This is a genomic window from Rudaea sp., from assembly GCF_036560865.1.
Taxonomy (GTDB): Bacteria; Pseudomonadota; Gammaproteobacteria; order Xanthomonadales; family Rhodanobacteraceae; genus Rudaea.
Genome location: NZ_DATBQK010000022.1, coordinates 22439 through 40289, shown reverse-complemented (window position 1 = coordinate 40289; position 17851 = coordinate 22439). Strand labels below are relative to the sequence as shown.

The window sequence follows — 17851 nt, the reverse complement described above, 5'->3', positions numbered from 1 at the left end:
CTGATTACCCGGGGAGAGTCATGAGTCTGATCGCGCAACTCACGCGGCACAAATCGATCGAACAGTTGCAGGCCGATCTGGGCACGCGCAAGGATTTCCGGCGCGTGCTCGGACTCTGGCAGCTCACCGCAATCGGTCTGGGCGGCATCATTGGCGTCGGTATCTTCGTGCTGGCCGGACAGCAGGCCGCGGCAAACGCGGGACCCGCGGTGGCGCTGTCGTTCATCATCGCCGGCATCGCCAGCACGGCGGCCGCGCTGTGTTACGCGGAATTCGCCGGCCTGATTCCGGTCACCGGCAGCGCCTACACCTATGGCTACGCGGTGCTCGGCGAGGGCGTGGCCTGGCTGATCGGCTGGGATCTGCTGCTCGAGTATGCGTTGATCGTCGCCGCGGTCGCGAGCGGCTGGTCCGGCTATGTGCTCAATCTGCTCGACGCGTTCGGCATCCATTTGCCGGTAGCGTTGCGTGGCGCGCAGGGTTCGGGCGAGGGTCACGTCTTCAACCTGATCGCCGCGGTGGTCGCAATGTCGGTTGCCGTGCTGCTGACGCTGCGCACGGAGTGGGGCGCGCGCGCCAACACGCTGATCGTCGCGATCAAGATCGTCGCCGTGATACTCGTGATCGGCGTCGGCATCTTTTACGTCAACCCGGCGAACTGGCATCCGTTCGTTCCGGAGCGCGTCGTCGATGCGCAAGGCGTTGCACATTTCGGATGGTCAGGAGTCGTCACCGCCGCGGCCGTGGTGTTCTTCGCCGTGTTTGGTTACGACACGCTGACCACCGCGGCCGAAGAGGCGAAGAACCCGCAACGCGACCTGCCGCGTGCGATCCTGTTGTCGCTCGGCATCTCGATGGCGCTGTACATCACGATCACGCTGGTGTTGACCGGCATGGTGCCGTACACGCAACTCGGCAACGAAGCGCCGGTCGCGGAGGCGTTTCAGGCGCTGGGCATGAAGTGGATCGGTGCGGCGATTTCGGCGACGGCCATCGCCAGCATCCTCAGCGTGATCTTCGCGTTCATGCTCGGCGCGGCACGCATCTGGTTTGCGCTGGCGCGCGATGGCCTGCTGCCGGGGTGGTTCGCGAAAGTGCATCCGCGCTACGGCACGCCGCACCGGCCGACGATCGCGCTGGGTTTGTTCACTGCGGTGGTCGCCGGTCTGTTCCCGCTAGGCGAAGTCGCAAAACTCGTCAACATCGGCGTACTTTCGGCATTCATCGTGATTTGCAGCGCCGTGATCATGCTGCGCGTGCGCAAGCCTGAGCTGGCACGCGCATTCCGCACGCCATGGGTGCCGTTCGTGCCGGTCATCGGTATACTTTTTTCTATCTGGCTGCTGAGCGAACTCGCCGCGATCACCTGGATGGTGTTCCTCGCATGGATCAGCCTCGGTCTGCTGGTGTACTTTGCCTATGGCATGCGCCACAGCAAGTTGGCGCAAAGCGAGCAACCTTAGGTCCGCGGTGCCCGCATTCGCCTACCAGGCTCTGGATCAAGGCGGCAAGACGCAACGCGGCGTCATGCAGGGCGACACCGCGCGCGCGGTGCGCGCGACGCTGCGCGAGCGCGGCCTGAATCCACTCGATGTCGCGCCGGTCGCCGAGGCGCAATCACGTTCGCTGCTGTTCGGCCGGCGCGGCCTGAGCGGCGCGCAGCTTGCCCTGCTCACGCGCCAGCTGGCGACCCTGCTCAAGGCCGGACTGCCGGTCGACGAGGCGCTCGCCGCGCTCGGTGAACAGAACGAGGATTCGCGTTCGCGCGCGCTGGTTGCGAATTTGCGTGCGCGTGTACTCGAAGGCTCGTCTCTCGCGGCGGGCTTGGCCGAGGCGCCGGAAAGTTTTCCGGAAATCTATCGTGCGTCGGTTGCGGCCGGCGAACAGTCCGGACGTTTGGATACGGTGCTCGCGCGGCTTGCCGATTACAGCGAAGCGCGCGATGCGCTGAACCAGAAGATCTGGGCCGCACTGATTTATCCATTGCTGCTGAGCGTGGTTGCGGTCGCCGTGGTGACGGGCCTGCTCGTCTACGTCGTGCCGCAGATCGTCGGCGTCTTCACCCAGATGCACCAGGCCTTGCCGTGGCCGACGCGCGCGCTGATTGCGCTGAGCGAATTCGTCAAAGCCTGGGGACTGCTCCTGCTGGTATTGATCGTGATTGCGGCGATCGGCGGACGTCTCGCCCTGCATACCGAGCGCGTGCGCACGGCCTGGCACGGGCTGCTGCTGCGCCTGCCGCTGGTCGGCCGTCTCGTGCGCGCGGCGAACACGGCGCGCTGCACGCGCACGCTTGCTCTGCTCACCGCGAGCGCGGTGCCACTGCTCGATTCGCTCAATATCAGCGCGCAGGTGATGCCGAACCTGCCGATGCGCGCGGCCGTGCGCCGTGCCGCGGTCAAGCTGCGCGAGGGCAGCGGGTTTTCGCGCAGCCTGGGCGAGAGCGGTTATTTTCCGCCAGTCACGTTGCGCCTGATCGCCAGCGGCGAACGCGCGGGTGAACTCGAACGCATGCTCGATGAGGCGGCGAACCACCAACAGCGCGAACTCGATCGCTGGATGACCGCGCTCACCGCGATTCTCGGGCCGCTGGTGATTCTGCTGGTCGGCGCGATGGTGCTGTTCATCGTGCTGGCGATACTCTTGCCGATCTTTGATTTGAATCAGATGGTGAAGTGAAAGCCGGGACTCGGGACTCGGGACTCGGCCAACTATCGGCAATCAAGAATTATAGAATGGTGCATATGCTTTTCATTTGTAGACATGACACGCCGGATTTCCGTGACGAAGCCGTTCTCGCGAGTCCCGAGTCCCGAGTCCCGAGTCCCGGCTCTCCAGCCTGATGATCCGCTTCGAGCAAGTCAGCAAACGCTACCCATCGGGGCAGGAGGCACTCGGCGATCTGTCCTTCGAACTCGATGCGGGCGAGATGGCCTTTGTCGCCGGGCATTCCGGCGCGGGTAAAAGTACACTTCTGCGCCTGATCGCGCTGATGGATCGGCCCACGCGCGGACAGGTCACGGTGAATGGGCAGAATCTGGGTCAGACCAAGCGTCGCGGCATTCCGCAGCTGCGCCGCGGCATCGGCATGGTGTTCCAGGATCATCGTCTGCTGATGGATCGCAGCGTGTTCGACAATGTCGCCCTGCCGCTGCGCATCGCCGGCGTCGCGCGCGAGGAAATCGGCAAGCGCGTGCGCGCGGCGCTGGACAAGGTCGGTCTGCTTGCGCGCGAGGCGTCAGCGCCGGTGACGCTGTCGACCGGCGAGCAGCAGCGCGTCGGCATCGCGCGCGCCATCGTGGCCAAGCCACCGGTGCTGATCGCGGACGAACCGACCGGCAATCTCGATCCAATGCTTTCGGCCGAGATCATGGCGCTGTTCGCCGAGTTCCAGCAGGTCGGCACGACAGTGCTGGTGGCGAGCCACGATCTCGCCCTGATCAAGCGCATGCACAAGCGCGTGCTGGTGCTGGACCACGGGCGCCTGATCGACGACTTCAGGCCGGCGGCGCGCGCATGAATCGGCGCAAACCCAACGGGCGTGCCAAGGAACCTGCAGTTCCGCCGGTTGCGCCGGTGCGCGAAACTTCACGTGCGTCAGCGCGTGCGCGTCCGGGTCTGCGCGCGTGGCGCGAGCAGCACGTGCAGAGTTTTTACTCGAGTTTGGGCCGGCTCGCCGCGCGGCCGTGGGCATCGACATTGACCCTGCTCGTGATGAGTCTAGCGCTGACCTTGCCGCTGCTGCTCTGGCTGCTGCTCGACAATGCGCGCGCGCTCGGCGGCAATCTCGACGACGCGCGTGCGATCAGCGTGTTCCTTAAAGCGGATCTCGATCCCGCCGCCGCACAAGCGTTCGCCGCGTCGTTGCGCACACGCGGCGACGTCGCCCAAGTCACGTTGAAGACGCCCGAACAGGGCTTGCAGGAATTCCGCAACCAGTCGGGGTTTGCCGATGCGCTCAAGGTGCTGCAGACCAATCCGCTGCCCACGGTTTTGATCGTCACGCCGAAAATCGATGCGCTGGCGAAGAGCGTGCCGCCGCCTCTGGTCGCCGAGCTCGAACGCGACGCCAGCGTCAATCTGGTCCAGTACGACGCGCTCTGGCGCCAGCGCCTCGATGCGATACTCGAGTTCAGCACGCGCGCCGCAGCGGCACTAGCGATCCTGCTCGCCCTCGCTGCGCTGCTCGTGGTCGGCAACACCGTGCGCCTGGATATACTGAGTCGTGCGGACGAGATCACAGTCGTGCAATTGCTGGGCGCGAATAATGCGTTTGTACGCCGGCCGTTCCTGTATGGCGGCCTGTGCTACGGTGTCGTCAGCGGCTTGCTCGCGCTGCTCATGATCGGTATCGTCGAGCTCGTGCTGGCGCACCCGCTGAGCGAGCTCACCGCGAGCTACGATCATCGCTTCGCGGTGCATGGCCTGTCCGCCGCGCAGGCGCTGGCGCTGATCGCGACGAGCGCGGTGCTCGGCTGGCTCGGCGCGTGGCTGGCCACGACGCGGCATCTTGCGCTGGGTCAGCCGCAGTAACAAAGTATACTTTTGCGGCGCCGCCGCTCTCGGGAAACGACGATGGAAGCCAAGCCGCTCACCTACATTGCCAACGAGCAGCCGCGCGTCATGGTCGTCGACGGCTCCAAGGTCGTGCGCCGCCTGCTCGAACAGCTGCTCAAGGCCGACCTCGCCCAGGTCGACGTCGTCGCCTGCGAGACCGGTGCGGACGCGATGCGCGCGCTCGCCGCCGGAGCGGTCGATTTCGTCAGCACCGCGCTGCGTCTGCCGGACATGGACGGCATGGAACTCGCGCGCCATGTACGCGAGCAGACGGCGACGCAGACCTACGTACCGATCGTGATCGTCTCCGGCGATGTCGACGAGCGCTTGATCAACCGCGAACTTTCCGAGCACGTCACCGATTATTTCGACAAGGCGCTGGGCCTGTCGGCGCTGGCCGCGTTTATCCGCGGCTACGTCAATCCGCAGGCGCATGCGACCGGCACGGTGCTGTACGTGGAAGACAGTCGCGTCGTCTCGGTGACCACTCAACGCCTGCTCGAACGCCACGGTTTCAGCGTGCGCCACTTCACCAGTGTCGAGGACGCGCTGGAACTGCTGCATGCGGCGCGCGACGCGGGCACGGGTCCCGGCGTCGACGTGGCGCTGTCCGACGTGAGCCTGCGGAGCAAGCTCACCGGTGGCGATCTGCTCGACCGCGTGCGCGACGAGTTCGGTTACGGCAAGGGCGAACTGCCGGTGCTGATCATGACCGGCGATCATAATCCGCGCCACCAGACCACGCTGTTGCGCGCGGGTGCGAACGATCTCGTGCTCAAACCGGTGGACGAGCGCCTGCTGATCACCAAACTCGCGTTCCAGACGCGCATCGCGCAGGACTGGCGCGCGCGGCGCGCACATGTGGCGTGAGTTCTGGTTCGCCCAAGCCGGATTCGCTCAAGCCTGATTCGATCAGGCCCGATTCGAGCGCGAGCGGGCGCGTAAAACTCGAAGCTTCGTGGCGCACGCGCGTCGGCGCGTACCTGGAGCGCCCCGAGATGCTCAAGCTCAGCGAATTCCTGCGCAATGAACTGAAACTCGGCAAGGCGATCTACCCGCCGCCGAAAAGAATTTTTGCGGCGCTTGATGCGACCCCATTCGATGCAGTGAAGGTTGTCGTCCTCGGCCAGGATCCGTACCACGGCCCCGGCCAGGCACACGGCCTGTGCTTTTCCGTGCCGCCAGGGGTGGTGGTACCGCCGTCGCTGGAAAATATTTTTGTCGAAATCCAGCGCGATCTGGGCATTGCGCGGCCCGAGCACGGCTGCCTGTTGCCATGGGCGCGCCAGGGCGTGCTGCTGCTCAACGCCACCTTGACGGTGGAGCGTGGACTGGCCGGCTCGCATCAGGGCAAGGGCTGGGAAGGCTTTACCGATGCCGTGGTCGATCAGCTCAACCGCGAGCGCGAAGGTCTGGTCTTCCTGCTCTGGGGCAGCTATGCCCAGGCCAAGGGAAAACTGATCGACGCGCGCCGCCATCGGGTGCTCAAGGCGCCGCATCCGTCGCCGCTGTCGGCCTATCGCGGCTTTATCGGCTGCGGGCATTTTTCCAGCGCGAACAACTGGTTGCGCGAACACGGCCAGAGCGAAATCGACTGGCGCCTGCCACCGATCGGCGAAATTTCGTTGGATTGAGTTCCTTTCGAACCTCTAGCGCAACGCAGCGTTCCATGGGCGGCACGCTGGGATAATAAAGTTTAACGCCGTCCTAACTCGTTTCATGTACTATCGAGTACAGGAACGGTGTTCGATCAATGGCGGCAGCCCCCAGATCATGACGATCGCAAAACAGGCGGGCGCCTGCCTTGGGCGCTGTTCCGAGGGAACTTAGCTCGCTCTTAGCACTCTCAATACACGAGTGCTAAAATGCGCTCCAACGGAGACCCCAATGTCATCAGCTGCTACCGCGTCTGTTACTGCTTTGGTTGCGAACAATCTGCCGATCCCGAGTGCGATCGGTAGTCTGGATTCTTATATCAGCGCCGTACACCGATTTCCGGTGCTCACGGTCGAAGAAGAACAGTCTCTCGCCAGGAATTTTCGCGCGAACGACGATCTTGAAGCGGCGAAAAGGCTCGTCATGGCGCACCTGCGCTTCGTCGTGCATGTCGCGCGCGGTTATTCCGGTTATGGCTTGCAGATCGGCGACCTGATCCAGGAAGGCAATATCGGCCTGATGAAGGCGGTCAAGCGCTTCGATCCGGACGTGGGCGTGCGCCTGGTGTCGTTCGCGGTGCACTGGATCCGCGCCGAGATGCACGAATTCATCCTGCGCAACTGGCGCATCGTCAAGGTCGCCACGACCAAGGCGCAGCGCAAGCTGTTCTTCAACCTGCGCAAGTCGAAAAAGCGCCTCGGCTGGATGAACTCGCAGGAAGTGCAGGCGGTGGCCAAGGATCTGGGCGTGCCGGTGGCCGACGTGCTCGAAATGGAATCGCGCCTGTCCGGTCAGGATATGGCGTTCGACGCGCCGAGCGATGCGGACGACGATGCCAGACCGGCGCCGGTCGCGTATCTCGTCGACCATGCCGCCGATCCGTACCACACGCTGGAAAATAACAATCAGGAAGAGTCCGATCTCGGCACGCTCAAGGCTGGCCTGGACAAGCTGGATGAGCGCTCGCGCGATATCATCCGCCGGCGTTGGCTCAGGGACGGCGACAAGACGACTCTGCAGGAACTCGCCGACGAATACGGAGTTTCCGCCGAGCGTATCCGCCAGATCGAAGTCAACGCGATGAAGAAGATGCGCACGCTGTTCGCCGCGTAATCTCAACTTCCAACAGTCCAACACAACGGCCCGCAGCGGGCCGTTGTCGTTTTTGCGGGTCGCCGCGCGCGGTCAGGTGACCTGCAACACGAGCTTGCCGGTATTTTCGCCGCTGAACAATTTGAGCAGCGCGTCGGGGAACGTTTCGAAGCCGTCGACGATATCCTCGCGCGTCTTCAGCTTGCCCTGCGCGATCCAGCCGGCCACCTCGTGCGCGGCGTCGGCGTAACGGGCCGCATAGTCGAACACGACCATACCCTGCATGCGCGCGCGGCAAACCAGCAGGGCGAGATAGTTGCTCGGGCCCTTGACCGGCGCCGTGGTGTTGTACTGCGAAATCGCGCCGCAGACGACGATGCGCGCATGCATCGCGAGCTGGGTCAGCGCCGCATCGAGAATGTCGCCGCCGACGTTGTCGAAGTATACATTGATGCCTTGTGGACAATGCCGCTTGAGTGCGGCTTTCACATCCTCGCCCTTGTAGTCGATCGCGACGTCGAAGCCGAGTTCGTCGACCAGCCAGCGGCACTTTTCCGCACCGCCGGCGATGCCGACCGCGCGGCAGCCCTTGATCTTCGCGATCTGGCCGACGATCGAGCCGACCGCGCCGGCCGCGCCGGAAACCACCACCGTGTCGCCGCTCTGCGCCGCGCCGACATCGAGCAGGCCGAAATAAGCAGTCATGCCAGGCATGCCGAGTGCGCCCAGATAGACCGGCAACGCCGCCAGCTTCGTATCGACGCGGGTGATGCCCTTGCCGTTCGAGCGCGCATATTCCTGCACGCCGAACGTGCCGGCGACATGCTCGCCAACCGCGAACTTCGGATGCCGGGAGGCGACGACCTCACCGCCGGCGTAGGCGCGCATCACCTCGCCGATGCCGACCGGCGGCACGTACGATTTGCCTTCGTTCATCCAGCCGCGCATCGCCGGATCGAGCGAGATGTACTCGATGCGCACGAGGAATTCGCCGTCGCCCGGTTCGCGCAGCGGTTCCTCGACCAGGTTCCAGTCGTTGCGCTTGGGCAGGCCGACCGGACGTGCGGCGAGGCGGAATTGACGATTGACGGTCGTACTCATAAATTCTCCGCTGCGGAAAGTCGAAAAATATTCAACATGGTCCCCTTGATAGGGGTTCTCCTACACGGTCAGGTAACCGCCGTCGACGACCAGACTCGATCCCGTGGTGTAGCTCGCCGCCGCGGAGACCAGATAGAGCACGGCGCCGGCCATCTCGGCGGGCCGGGCGACGCGGCGCATCGGCACATGCTGCATGGCCTGCTTGAGGATGGCCTCGTTTTTCACGAGGGCGGAAGCGAACTTCGTGTCGGTGAGGCCGGGCAGCAGCGCATTGACGCGCACGCCGCTGGGCGCGCATTCCTTGGCAAAGGCTGCGCTCATCGCGATGACGGCGGCCTTGGTGATCGAGTAGATTCCCTGCAGATCGCCCGGCACGACGCCGTTGATCGAGGCGACGTTGACGATGCTGCCGCCGCCGTTCTTCGCCATCAGTTTGGCGCCGAGCGCGCACATGAAGAAATAGCCGCGGATATTCACATCCACGGTCTTCTGGAACGCGCCCAGGTCGGTATCGACGATCGGGCCGAAGTACGGATTCGCGGCCGCATTGTTGACCAGGATATCGAGGCGTCCGTGCGCGGCTTCGATGTCGGCGAAGATGCCCTGCACCTGATCCATCTCGCCGATATGGCAGGCGCGCACTTCGGCCTGGCCGCCGTCGACACGGATCGCCGCGGCGACTTTCTCGCAATCGGCGGCCTTGCGGCTCGACACGATCACGTGAGCACCGTGCGCAGCGAGCAGTCTGGCGATCGCTTCGCCGATGCCACGGCTGGCGCCGGTGACGAGCGCGACTTTTCCGCTGAGGTCGAACAACGATGAGGTCATGTAGCGTTCCGCCTTGCTTGGCGACGAGTAAAGGTAGAGCGAACCGGAGACAAAGCAAACCGGATTCGCACGCATACAATGTTTCCGCTTGGTCGGCCGCGTGCGCGGTCAGTTCGTGTCGTCGCCGTCGTTGCCGAGGATGATGCGCGCGCCGCGGTAGTACTTCCAGTAACCCCAGGACCAGTCGATCATCACGCGCAAGCGGTTGCGGAAACCGATCAGGAAAAAGATGTGGACCGTCAGCCAGAAGCACCAGGCGAACGCACCGGACAGGCGTACACGGCCGAGATCGACGACCGCGGCCCAGCGCCCGATCGTGGCGAGCGCACCGTCGTCGCGATAGCGGAATGGCGGCGGTGTGCTTCCCGCTATGCGTCCGCTGATGACGCGCGCGACATACGCGCCCATCTGCTTCGCCGCGGGGGCGACGCCTGGCACGGGCTCGCCGTCCAGTACGAGCGCGGCGAGATCGCCGGCGACAAAAATATTCGGTGCGCCGGGCACGCTCAAGTCGGCATTCACCTGCACGCGGCCGGCGTGATCGAGTGGCGCGCCGAGCGTGGCGCCGAGCTTCGACGCGGCGACACCGGCGGCCCAGAGCACGGTGCGCGCGGCAATGCGGCGGTCGCCGATCGCGATGCCATCTGCATCGACTGCGGTAACCGGGCTGGAAGTAAGCACTTCGACGCCGAGACGCTCGAGCTGCACGCGCGCTTTTGCCGACAGGATTTCGGGAAACGTCGCCAGCACGCGCGGGCCAGCCTCGACCAGCATCACGCGGGCCTTGCTTGTATCGATGCGGCGGAATTCGCGCTTGAGCGTGTGCCGCGCGATTTCGATCAGGGTGCCGGCAAGCTCGACGCCGGTCGGCCCCGCGCCGATCACTACGAAGGTGAGCCAGGCGTCGCGCGCGAGCGCGGCGTCGGCATGCAACTCGGCCTGTTCGAACGCGCCGAATACACGGCGCAGGATCACCTCCGCATCGTCCAGTGTTTTCAGTCCTGGTGCGTGCGCGGCCCAGTCGTCGTGACCGAAATAGGCATGCGTCGAGCCGCTCGCCAGCAGCAGCGTGTCGTATTGCAGGCGCGTGCCGTCGGCGAGTTGCACGGCGCTTGCTGCGCGATCCACCTGCGCGACCTCGGCCATCAGCACGCCGACATTCGCTTGGGCCGACAGGATATGCCGCAGCGGGGCGGCGATATCGACGGCGGCCAGGCCTGCGGTCGCGACCTGATACAGCAGCGGCTGAAACAGATGGTAGTTGCAGCGGTCGATGAGGGTGATGCGTACCGGTGCCTTGGCCAGACCGCGTGCGGCCCACAGGCCGCCGAAACCGCCGCCGACGATCACGATATGCGGGAGTGCGGAATCGCCGGCCATTGCGCAAGTGTATACATTTACCGCGATTCGACAAGCGCGCGGGTAGTTGTGCCAAAAGTGTCGCATGCGGCGCCTGTGGTGACTGCCGCCGATGCGCGCGAAAGGCTCAGTACAAATCCAGCGGATCGACATCCAGCGACCAGCGCACGCGGCGCGCCTGCGGCTGCGCGCGCAGGCGCGCCACCCAATCGGGCAGGAATGCGTGCAGGCGTGCGCGCTCATCGGCGCTGAGCAGCAGCTGGCCGCGTTGCAGGCCGGCGCGGCGCGGCATCGGCGCGGGCATCGGTCCGAGTAGGGCAATGCCATCAGGTTGTGCGGCGAGCGCGACCGCCGCCTGCAGGAAATCATCGACCGGCGTCTGCGATTTCGCATCGGCGCGCAGCAGCGCGAGATGCGCATACGGCGGCAAACCCGCGGCGCGACGTTCGAGTAGCAGGCGCTGCGCGGCGGCGGCATAACCGTGGTGCATCAGGGTCTGCAGCAGCGGATGCTCGGGATGATGCGTCTGCAGCCAGACCGCGCCGGGTTTGCGTGCGCGTCCGGCGCGTCCGGCGACCTGCACGACAAGTTGGGCGAGGCGTTCCTCGGCACGGAAATCCACGCTGTACAGGCCACCATCGACATCGACGATCACGACCAGGGTCAGATTCGGCAGATCATGCCCCTTGGCCAGCATCTGCGTGCCGACGATCAGCGCCGCGCGCTCGGGGTCGAGCGAACCCAGCAGATCGTCGAGCGCGTTCTTGCGTCGCGTGGTTTCTCGGTCGATGCGCAGCAGCGGCACACCCGGAAAAATTTCCGCGAGGGATTCTTCGAGGCGTTCGGTGCCGAGACCCTGCGGCGCCAAGTGATCGTTGCTGCATTGTGGACACTGCGCCGGTACGCGCTGCTCGGCGCCGCAGTGGTGACAACGCAGGCGCGCGACGCCGCGATGCCAGGTCAGCGGTTTGTCGCAGCGCGCACAGGACGCGTGCCAGCCGCAGCTGTGGCAAGTCAGCACCGGCGCATAGCCACGCCGGTTGCGGAACACCAGCGCCTGTTCGCCGCGCGCGATGCAGGCGCGCAGTGCGGCGATCGTTGCGGTGGCAAGACCATGGCGCAGCGGTTTGCCGCGCAGATCCACGCAATGGAAATCCGGCAGGCGCGCCGCGCCAGGGCGCGCGCTCAAATGCAGCTTGCGATAGCGTCCGGCCTCGACGTTCGCCAGCGTTTCCAGCGATGGCGTGGCCGAACCGAGCAGCACCGGCACCTCGAGCGCCTTGCCGCGCACCAGCGCAAGATCGCGCGCCGAGTAGCGCCAGCCTTCCTGCTGCTTGTACGAACCGTCATGCTCTTCATCGATGATGATGAGCCCCGCGCGAGTCAGCGGCGCGAACACCGCCGAGCGCGTGCCGAGCACGACGTCGGCCTCGCCGCGCGCGGCGGCCAGCCAGGCGCGCGTGCGCTCGCCTTCGCTCAGACCCGAATGCAGCACTTCGATGCGTGCGGGCAGGCGTTCGCGGAAGCGGCGCAAGGCCTGCGGAGTGAGACCGATCTCGGGCACCAGTACCAACGCCTGTTCGCCGCGTGCGATCACCTGTTCGATCAGCGCGAGATAAACCTCGGTCTTGCCGCTGCCGGTAATGCCCTCAAGCAGCACCGGCGCGAACGTACCGAGTTGCGCGGCAACTTGGGCGATGGCATCGGTTTGTTCGCCGCTCAGCGGCGGTCCGGCTATGCGCGTGCGCGGCGGGGTGCGCAGCGCAAGTTCGGTGATCGCAATCAAGCCGCGCTTGCGCAGCCTTGCCGCGGCGCCGCGCCAGCCCGCCAACCGGGTATCGAGCTCGGTGAATGTGAGCGGTCCGCGTGCGAGCAGATCGAACAGCGTCGCAACTTTCGAGCCTGCGCGCAGCGTTAAGCCTTCTGCCTCGATCGCCGCATTGCGGATCAGCGCGGGCGCTGCCGAAGACGGCAGCGGTTTCACCTGACGCAGGCCGACCGGCAGCGCGCTTTCCAGCACTTCGCCCAGCGGATGCTGGTAGTAGCGCGCGGCCCAGGCGAGGCTTGCGCAAAGTTCCGACGAAATCAGCGGCTGCGCATCGAGCAGTTTCGTCGCGCGTTTGAGCCGGCGCGCATCGACCGCCGAATCGCTGGCGCTGCCGACCACCACGCCGACGCGCTGCGAACGGCCGAACGGTACGGCGACGCGGCAGCCCGGCGCGATCGCATCCGCCTCGATGCCGTCTGGCGCTAGGTAGTCGAAAACCTGCGCCAGCGGCACCGGTACGGCTACGCGCAGGACGGCTGGCATCGGCGCTCCGTAAACCTGAAAAAAGCGGCGGCTAAATTGCAGTTTTCCTTGAGAATCATGGCTTGCGTGAAAGACTTGATGGAACTGTGAGCATTAACCTACAAGTGGGCGCTGGGCTTGAGCTTTTTGGCTTATCCACAAATACTGTGGATAAGTCTGTGGACGAGCCTTCTGTGCGCGCGGTGCAAGGCGCATGGCTGCGTGTCCGCGCTTGGCTTGGTGAATCTTTAACCAGTTTGAAATAAAGATTTCCAATCAATGGGTTGGAAGGCAAAATTCGCTGCGATCGGGGCCGATTTCAAGCCCGATCAGTAAGTTGATCGGATGCTTCCAGCGCTTGTGTACAAGCGTGGCCGGTGAACCTCCCCAAGGTCAACCGCACGCGCGCCACCGCGTTACCTGAAGCGTACCCGGAGCATACGTCATGAGCGGCATTGCTGGCACAATCAGCGTCTCCCTACCGAACAGCCCTTGCGTGGAAACAGTCAGCACGAATCAGCGCGCGCTCGATCAATTCCTGCGCGGGGTCGAACGGCGCGCGCTGCGCATGGCCGAGCTTGCCAGCGGCAATCGCGACGAGGCGCTCGATCTGGTGCAGGACGCGATGTGCGGCTTCGTGCGCAACTACGCCGGCAAACCGCAAGCCGAATGGGCGCCGCTGTTCTACCGCGTTCTCGACAGCCGGCTGAACGACTGGCATCGTCGGCGCAAGGTACGCGGGCGCTGGTTGGCGGTGTTCAATCGCGACAGCGCGGAGGAAGAGGCCGACGTGATCGCGCAGGCGCCGGATTTGAACGACCCGGGTCCACTGCTGCGTCTGGCCGGTAACGAAGCCGCCGCGGCGCTCGATCAGGCGCTGGGAAATCTGCCGTTGCGCCAGCGCCAGGCGTTTCTGTTGCGCATGTGGGAAGGCTTCGATGTCGCCACGACGGCACAAACCATGCGTTGCAGCGAAGGCAGCGTGAAAACCCATTTGTCGCGCGCGCTTGCCGCCTTGCGCCGCGCGCTGGAGCAGCACCAATGAACGACCCCGACAAGAACTCCTTCGATCAGGCTGCGTGGATCGCGCAGGCCAGGCAACTGCTCGACGAATCCGCGCGCGATCTCGATGCGCACACTGCTTCGCGTCTGAATCGCGCGCGGCAAACAGCGCTCGCGCTGCAGTCCGTACGTTCACCGCGGCGCTGGCTATTGCCGGCCGGGCTGGCCAGCGCCTGCGCGGCGCTCCTGCTTGCGGTCGCGATCTGGCAACCGCATCATTCCGCGTTGAGTCCGGCGCCGGATACGCTCGACTCCGCAGCAACGACCGCCGGCGCAGTCGGCACGGCCGATGCCGATACATCGCCGGCGGACGATACGCTTGAGTTCTATCAGAACCTGGAGTTCTACGCATGGCTGGATGCGCAGGGGAAGGACGGCGACGGTTGAACCGGCAATACCAATTTGCGCGTTATGGCATAGGCGCAGCCCTGCTGCTATGTGCCGTGCACGTGTCGGCCGCGCAAGTCGCGGCCGCACCGTCAGTCGCCGCCGTGGCGGAAACGCCGCCGCAAACGCAATCCTGGTCGGCGCTCGGCAGCAATGAACAGCAGATTCTCGCGCCCGTGCGCGGGATCTGGGACGAACTCGCGCCCGATGTGCAGCAGCATCTGCGCAATGCCGCGCAGCGCTGGCCGAAACTGACGCCGGTGCAGCGCGATCAGCTCAGCCAGCGCATCCAGAAGTGGGCGAGCCTGACCCCGGAACAACGCGCGAGAATGCATCAGCGCTATCTGCAATTTCAGCAGCTGCCGCCCGAGCAACAGGCGCATATCCGCAACGCGTTCAAACGCTTCGACGCGCTGCCCGATGCCGAGCGTGCGCAATTGCGCGAGCGCTTCGAGCGCATGAATCCGGCCGAACGCGCCGCGTTCCTGCAAGGTGCGGGCGCGCAAACGCGCGCCGCCGCCGTGCACCAGCTCATGCAGACCGTGCCCCGGGAAGAGCGCCGCGCCACGCGCGCAATGCTCGAAACATTCACTCCGGCACAGCGCGCCGCCTTCATCAAGGACTGGCGCGCGCTACCCGAGGAGCAACGCGACGGTTATCGCCGGCAGATGCTGACGATGTCGCCCGAGCAGCGCAGCTCGGCCTTGGCGCAGTAGTCGTACTCGCAACCCGGTCAGGTCGCCGATTTACACATTGTGGCATTGTATACATTACAGCAATGCTGCCGGAGCGAGCCCGACTTCTAGGTCGTCGCCAGACTGACGAGAAAGGCGACGCCGACGCCGAGTCCGATCATGATCGAGTAGCCGATGCCGATCGTGGCGTATTTGAGCGTGGTCAGGGTCCAGCCCTGCTTGTATACTTTCTTCTGCATGAGGAACAGATAGATCGGCAGCCACCAGCCGAGCGCGAAGATGATCCAGGCAAGCGGATCGATCAGCCAGGGCGCAGCCGTGGCGGCCCAGGTCTTCGCCACGCCGGCGAGCATCAACAGGAACAGCGACAGAAAAATGAAGCTGTGGCTGTGCAGCGCGACGATCAGGTGCTCCATGTACAGCCGGCGCTTGAAGATATAGAAGATTTTCAGCAGCAGCGCGAACAGCGGCATCAGCACGAAGAGCACCTGCGGCAGCACGCTCACCGCGCCGATCAGGAACGGTTTGGGATCCTTGCGGATTTTCGAGATATTGTCGCGCGCGCGCCCGGTGAGCTGATTGAGCTTGTCGTTGGCGAACTGCGGCAGCCAGTCGATGCCGATCGGGTTGGTTTTCGGATCCCAGCGCTTGCCGTTGAATTCAAAACCCTCGTCCTTGATGGACGGATCGGGCGGGGGTGCGTCGCCTTTGGCTCTGGCCGCGTCGGCCTTGCCCAGATAGTCGAGGCGTTGGTCGGCTTTCTTCTGCAGCGCCGCGATCGCCTTTTCGATGCCCTTGCTCGCCTCCGCCGGCATCATCGGCGCGGATTCGGTTTTCCTGAGTTCGGCGATCGCGGTATCGCGCTGCTTGACCACCTCGTCCGCGGTCGCCGCCATGGTGACCGCATCGCTTGCATCCGCATCGACGTTGATGATGTTGTTCATGCCCATGTCGCCGAGCGCAAACTGGATCAGGAAAAACGTCGCGATGCTGAGGAACACATATAGACGAAACGGTGTCACGTAGCGCACGCGGCGGCCGGCGAAATATTCGGTGGACAAAAAACCGGGCCGCACAAACAACGGCCACAGCGTGCGGAAAATGCGCGAATCGATATTGAGGATCGTATCCGCCGCGTCGGCGAGAATGCTCGACAGATGCCGCACCATGCCTTTGACCGGCTGGCCGCAGGCATAGCAATGCGGTCCGAGCAATTCGACACCGCAGTTCGCGCACTGCGCGAGCGCGGGTGGCGCAACGGCCGCCGGCGCATCCGCTGGCGCAACGGCCGGGGCAAGCGGTGCGAGTTCGAAAGGGGCGTCGTCGCCGGGACTGTGCATGCGCCTATCCTAACGTGGAACCACGGCCCGGGTGCGCGCGTTCGGCTAGACTAGGCGGCCTTGTCTTGGGTTGATCTGCGATGCCAGCCACTCCGGGCGCGGATGCAGCGGCTGCGGACACGTCGCGGTTTGATCCGTCCGCCTTCCGCGGCGAACTGCGCGCCACCGCCAATCTCGCACTGCCCCTGATCCTCGGCCAGTTGTCCGCAATCGGCATGAACGTGGTCGACACGTTGCTGGCCGGACATCTCAACGCGCACACGCTGGCCGCGGTCGCGGTCGGCACCAGCGTGTGGGCGCTCGCGATCAACGCCGCGATCGGCGTGATCATGGCGCTGCCGCCGACCGTCGCGCATCTGGCCGGCGCGGGCCGGCACGGCGAGATCGGACCGATATTTCGCCAGGCTTTGTGGCTGGCGACCTTCGTCGGACTGGCGCTGTTGCTCCTCGTGCGCTACGCGGGGCCGTGGCTGATCGGCGCGTTCGGCGTCGATCCGAGCATCGTCGAGGACACCGGCAAATTCCTGCGTGCGATCGCCTGGGGCGCGCCGGCGCTGACCGGCTATCTCGCGCTGCGCGGCCTGTCCGAAGGACTAGCGCTGACGCGGCCAACCATGTATTTCGGCGCGCTGGGTCTGGCCCTGCTCGCGCCGATCGGCTACGTGTTCATGTATGGCAAGCTCGGCATCGCGCCGCGCGGTGCGCAGGGTTCGGGCGAGGCGAGTGCGCTGGTGCTGTGGCTGATGTTCGGAGCGCTCGCGCTGTATCTGCACCTGCGCCGCAACTATCGCGAGATCGCACCGTTTGCGCATTTCGAGTGGCCGCGCTGGCGCGACATAAGCGCGCTGCTGCGTCTGGGCGTGCCGATGGCGGTGACCGTGCTGATGGAGTCGGGATTGTTCGTGTGCACGGCGCTGCTGATCGGCTCACTCGGCGCGATCACGGTCGCGAGCCATCAGGTGGCGATCAATGTCGCCTCGATCACCTTCATGGTGCCCTTGGGTCTGGCGATGGCCACGACCGTGCGCGTCGGCCATGCGGCCGGCCGCGGCGACGCGCGCGGCGCGCGCAGCGCGGGATTCGCCGGCATCGGCCTGTCGCTGGCGACGCAATCGGTCGCGTCGCTGTTGATGGCACTGCTGCCGCTCGCGATCGCGCGCTGCTACACGAGCGACACCGAGGTCACCGCGCTCGCCGCGCGCCTGCTGCTGCTCGCCGCGGTGTTCCAGTTTTCCGACGGCATCCAGGTCACCGCGAACGGCGCGCTGCGCGGACTCAAGGACACCACGCTGCCGATGGCGATCACCGTGCTCGCCTACTGGGGTATCGGCATGCCGGTCGGCTACTGGCTCGCGTTTCATCGCGGCTACGGCGCGCGGGGTATGTGGATGGGTCTCGTCGCCGGGCTCACGGCGGCGGCGCTGCTATTGCTGCTGCGCTTCGTGCGCCGCAGCCGTTTGGTGCCCAGCAGCGCGCGGGCATGA

General features: G+C 65.1%; 16 protein-coding genes. 11 read left to right on the top strand and 5 right to left on the bottom strand.

Features of this window, described 5'->3' with window-relative positions; translation table 11 throughout:
• Window positions 1-20: 20 nt before the first annotated feature.
• From VIE67_RS02405 to rpoH, 7 genes are all read left to right on the top strand, one after another.
• Window positions 21-1463 (top strand): amino acid permease, encoded by a 1443-nt coding sequence (locus VIE67_RS02405; RefSeq protein ID WP_332022906.1) that lies wholly within the window; start codon window positions 21-23, stop codon window positions 1461-1463.
• Between the two features lie 7 nt (window positions 1464-1470).
• The gene (gene gspF, locus VIE67_RS02400; protein ID WP_332022904.1) at window positions 1471-2679 is read left to right on the top strand and encodes a type II secretion system inner membrane protein GspF; all 1209 of its coding nucleotides are present in this window, start codon (window positions 1471-1473) and stop codon (window positions 2677-2679) included.
• Between the two features lie 163 nt (window positions 2680-2842).
• On the top strand, window positions 2843-3520 hold the full coding sequence (gene ftsE, locus VIE67_RS02395) for a cell division ATP-binding protein FtsE (RefSeq protein WP_332022902.1): 678 nt from the start codon (window positions 2843-2845) through the stop codon (window positions 3518-3520).
• Window positions 3517-4533 (top strand): permease-like cell division protein FtsX, encoded by a 1017-nt coding sequence (gene ftsX, locus VIE67_RS02390; protein WP_332022901.1) that lies wholly within the window; start codon window positions 3517-3519, stop codon window positions 4531-4533. Before ftsE ends, ftsX begins: the two co-directional genes overlap by 4 nt.
• A 42-nt stretch (window positions 4534-4575) precedes the next feature.
• On the top strand, window positions 4576-5427 hold the full coding sequence (locus VIE67_RS02385) for a response regulator (protein ID WP_332022899.1): 852 nt from the start codon (window positions 4576-4578) through the stop codon (window positions 5425-5427).
• A gap of 41 nt (window positions 5428-5468) precedes the next feature.
• On the top strand, window positions 5469-6191 hold the full coding sequence (gene ung / locus VIE67_RS02380) for a uracil-DNA glycosylase (RefSeq protein ID WP_332022968.1): 723 nt from the start codon (window positions 5469-5471) through the stop codon (window positions 6189-6191).
• Between the two features lie 253 nt (window positions 6192-6444).
• Window positions 6445-7326 carry an RNA polymerase sigma factor RpoH gene (gene rpoH / locus VIE67_RS02375; RefSeq protein ID WP_332022898.1) on the top strand — a complete coding sequence of 294 codons (882 nt, stop codon included), beginning with the start codon at window positions 6445-6447 and terminating at the stop codon, window positions 7324-7326.
• Between the two features lie 72 nt (window positions 7327-7398).
• Here rpoH and VIE67_RS02370 read toward each other — a convergent pair whose 3' ends face one another.
• From VIE67_RS02370 to VIE67_RS02355, 4 genes are all read right to left on the bottom strand, one after another.
• Window positions 7399-8406 (bottom strand): NADP-dependent oxidoreductase, encoded by a 1008-nt coding sequence (locus tag VIE67_RS02370; RefSeq protein ID WP_332022896.1) that lies wholly within the window; start codon window positions 8404-8406, stop codon window positions 7399-7401.
• A 60-nt stretch (window positions 8407-8466) separates the two neighbouring features.
• Window positions 8467-9234 carry an SDR family oxidoreductase gene (locus tag VIE67_RS02365; RefSeq protein ID WP_332022894.1) on the bottom strand — a complete coding sequence of 256 codons (768 nt, stop codon included), beginning with the start codon at window positions 9232-9234 and terminating at the stop codon, window positions 8467-8469.
• Window positions 9235-9342: 108 nt separating this feature from the next.
• On the bottom strand, window positions 9343-10614 hold the full coding sequence (locus VIE67_RS02360) for an NAD(P)/FAD-dependent oxidoreductase (RefSeq protein ID WP_332022892.1): 1272 nt from the start codon (window positions 10612-10614) through the stop codon (window positions 9343-9345).
• Window positions 10615-10720: 106 nt separating this feature from the next.
• On the bottom strand, window positions 10721-12904 hold the full coding sequence (locus tag VIE67_RS02355; RefSeq protein ID WP_332022890.1) for a primosomal protein N': 2184 nt from the start codon (window positions 12902-12904) through the stop codon (window positions 10721-10723).
• Window positions 12905-13328: 424 nt separating this feature from the next.
• Here VIE67_RS02355 and VIE67_RS02350 point away from each other — a divergent pair, with 424 nt between their 5' ends.
• From VIE67_RS02350 to VIE67_RS02340, 3 genes are read left to right on the top strand one after another with little or no spacing between them, the layout of a single operon-like run.
• Entirely contained in the window at window positions 13329-13928 is a 600-nt protein-coding gene (locus VIE67_RS02350) for an RNA polymerase sigma factor (protein WP_332022888.1), read from the top strand.
• The gene (locus VIE67_RS02345; RefSeq protein ID WP_332022886.1) at window positions 13925-14332 is read left to right on the top strand and encodes a hypothetical protein; all 408 of its coding nucleotides are present in this window, start codon (window positions 13925-13927) and stop codon (window positions 14330-14332) included. Before VIE67_RS02350 ends, VIE67_RS02345 begins: the two co-directional genes overlap by 4 nt.
• Window positions 14329-15048 (top strand): DUF3106 domain-containing protein, encoded by a 720-nt coding sequence (locus tag VIE67_RS02340; protein ID WP_332022884.1) that lies wholly within the window; start codon window positions 14329-14331, stop codon window positions 15046-15048. Before VIE67_RS02345 ends, VIE67_RS02340 begins: the two co-directional genes overlap by 4 nt.
• An 86-nt stretch (window positions 15049-15134) precedes the next feature.
• Here the strand turns inward: VIE67_RS02340 and VIE67_RS02335 are convergent, their stop codons facing one another.
• Window positions 15135-16367 (bottom strand): DUF3667 domain-containing protein, encoded by a 1233-nt coding sequence (locus tag VIE67_RS02335; protein ID WP_332022883.1) that lies wholly within the window; start codon window positions 16365-16367, stop codon window positions 15135-15137.
• Window positions 16368-16447: 80 nt separating this feature from the next.
• On the opposite strand from VIE67_RS02335, the gene VIE67_RS02330 reads away from it, so the two are divergent.
• Window positions 16448-17851 carry an MATE family efflux transporter gene (locus VIE67_RS02330; RefSeq protein ID WP_332022881.1) on the top strand — a complete coding sequence of 468 codons (1404 nt, stop codon included), beginning with the start codon at window positions 16448-16450 and terminating at the stop codon, window positions 17849-17851.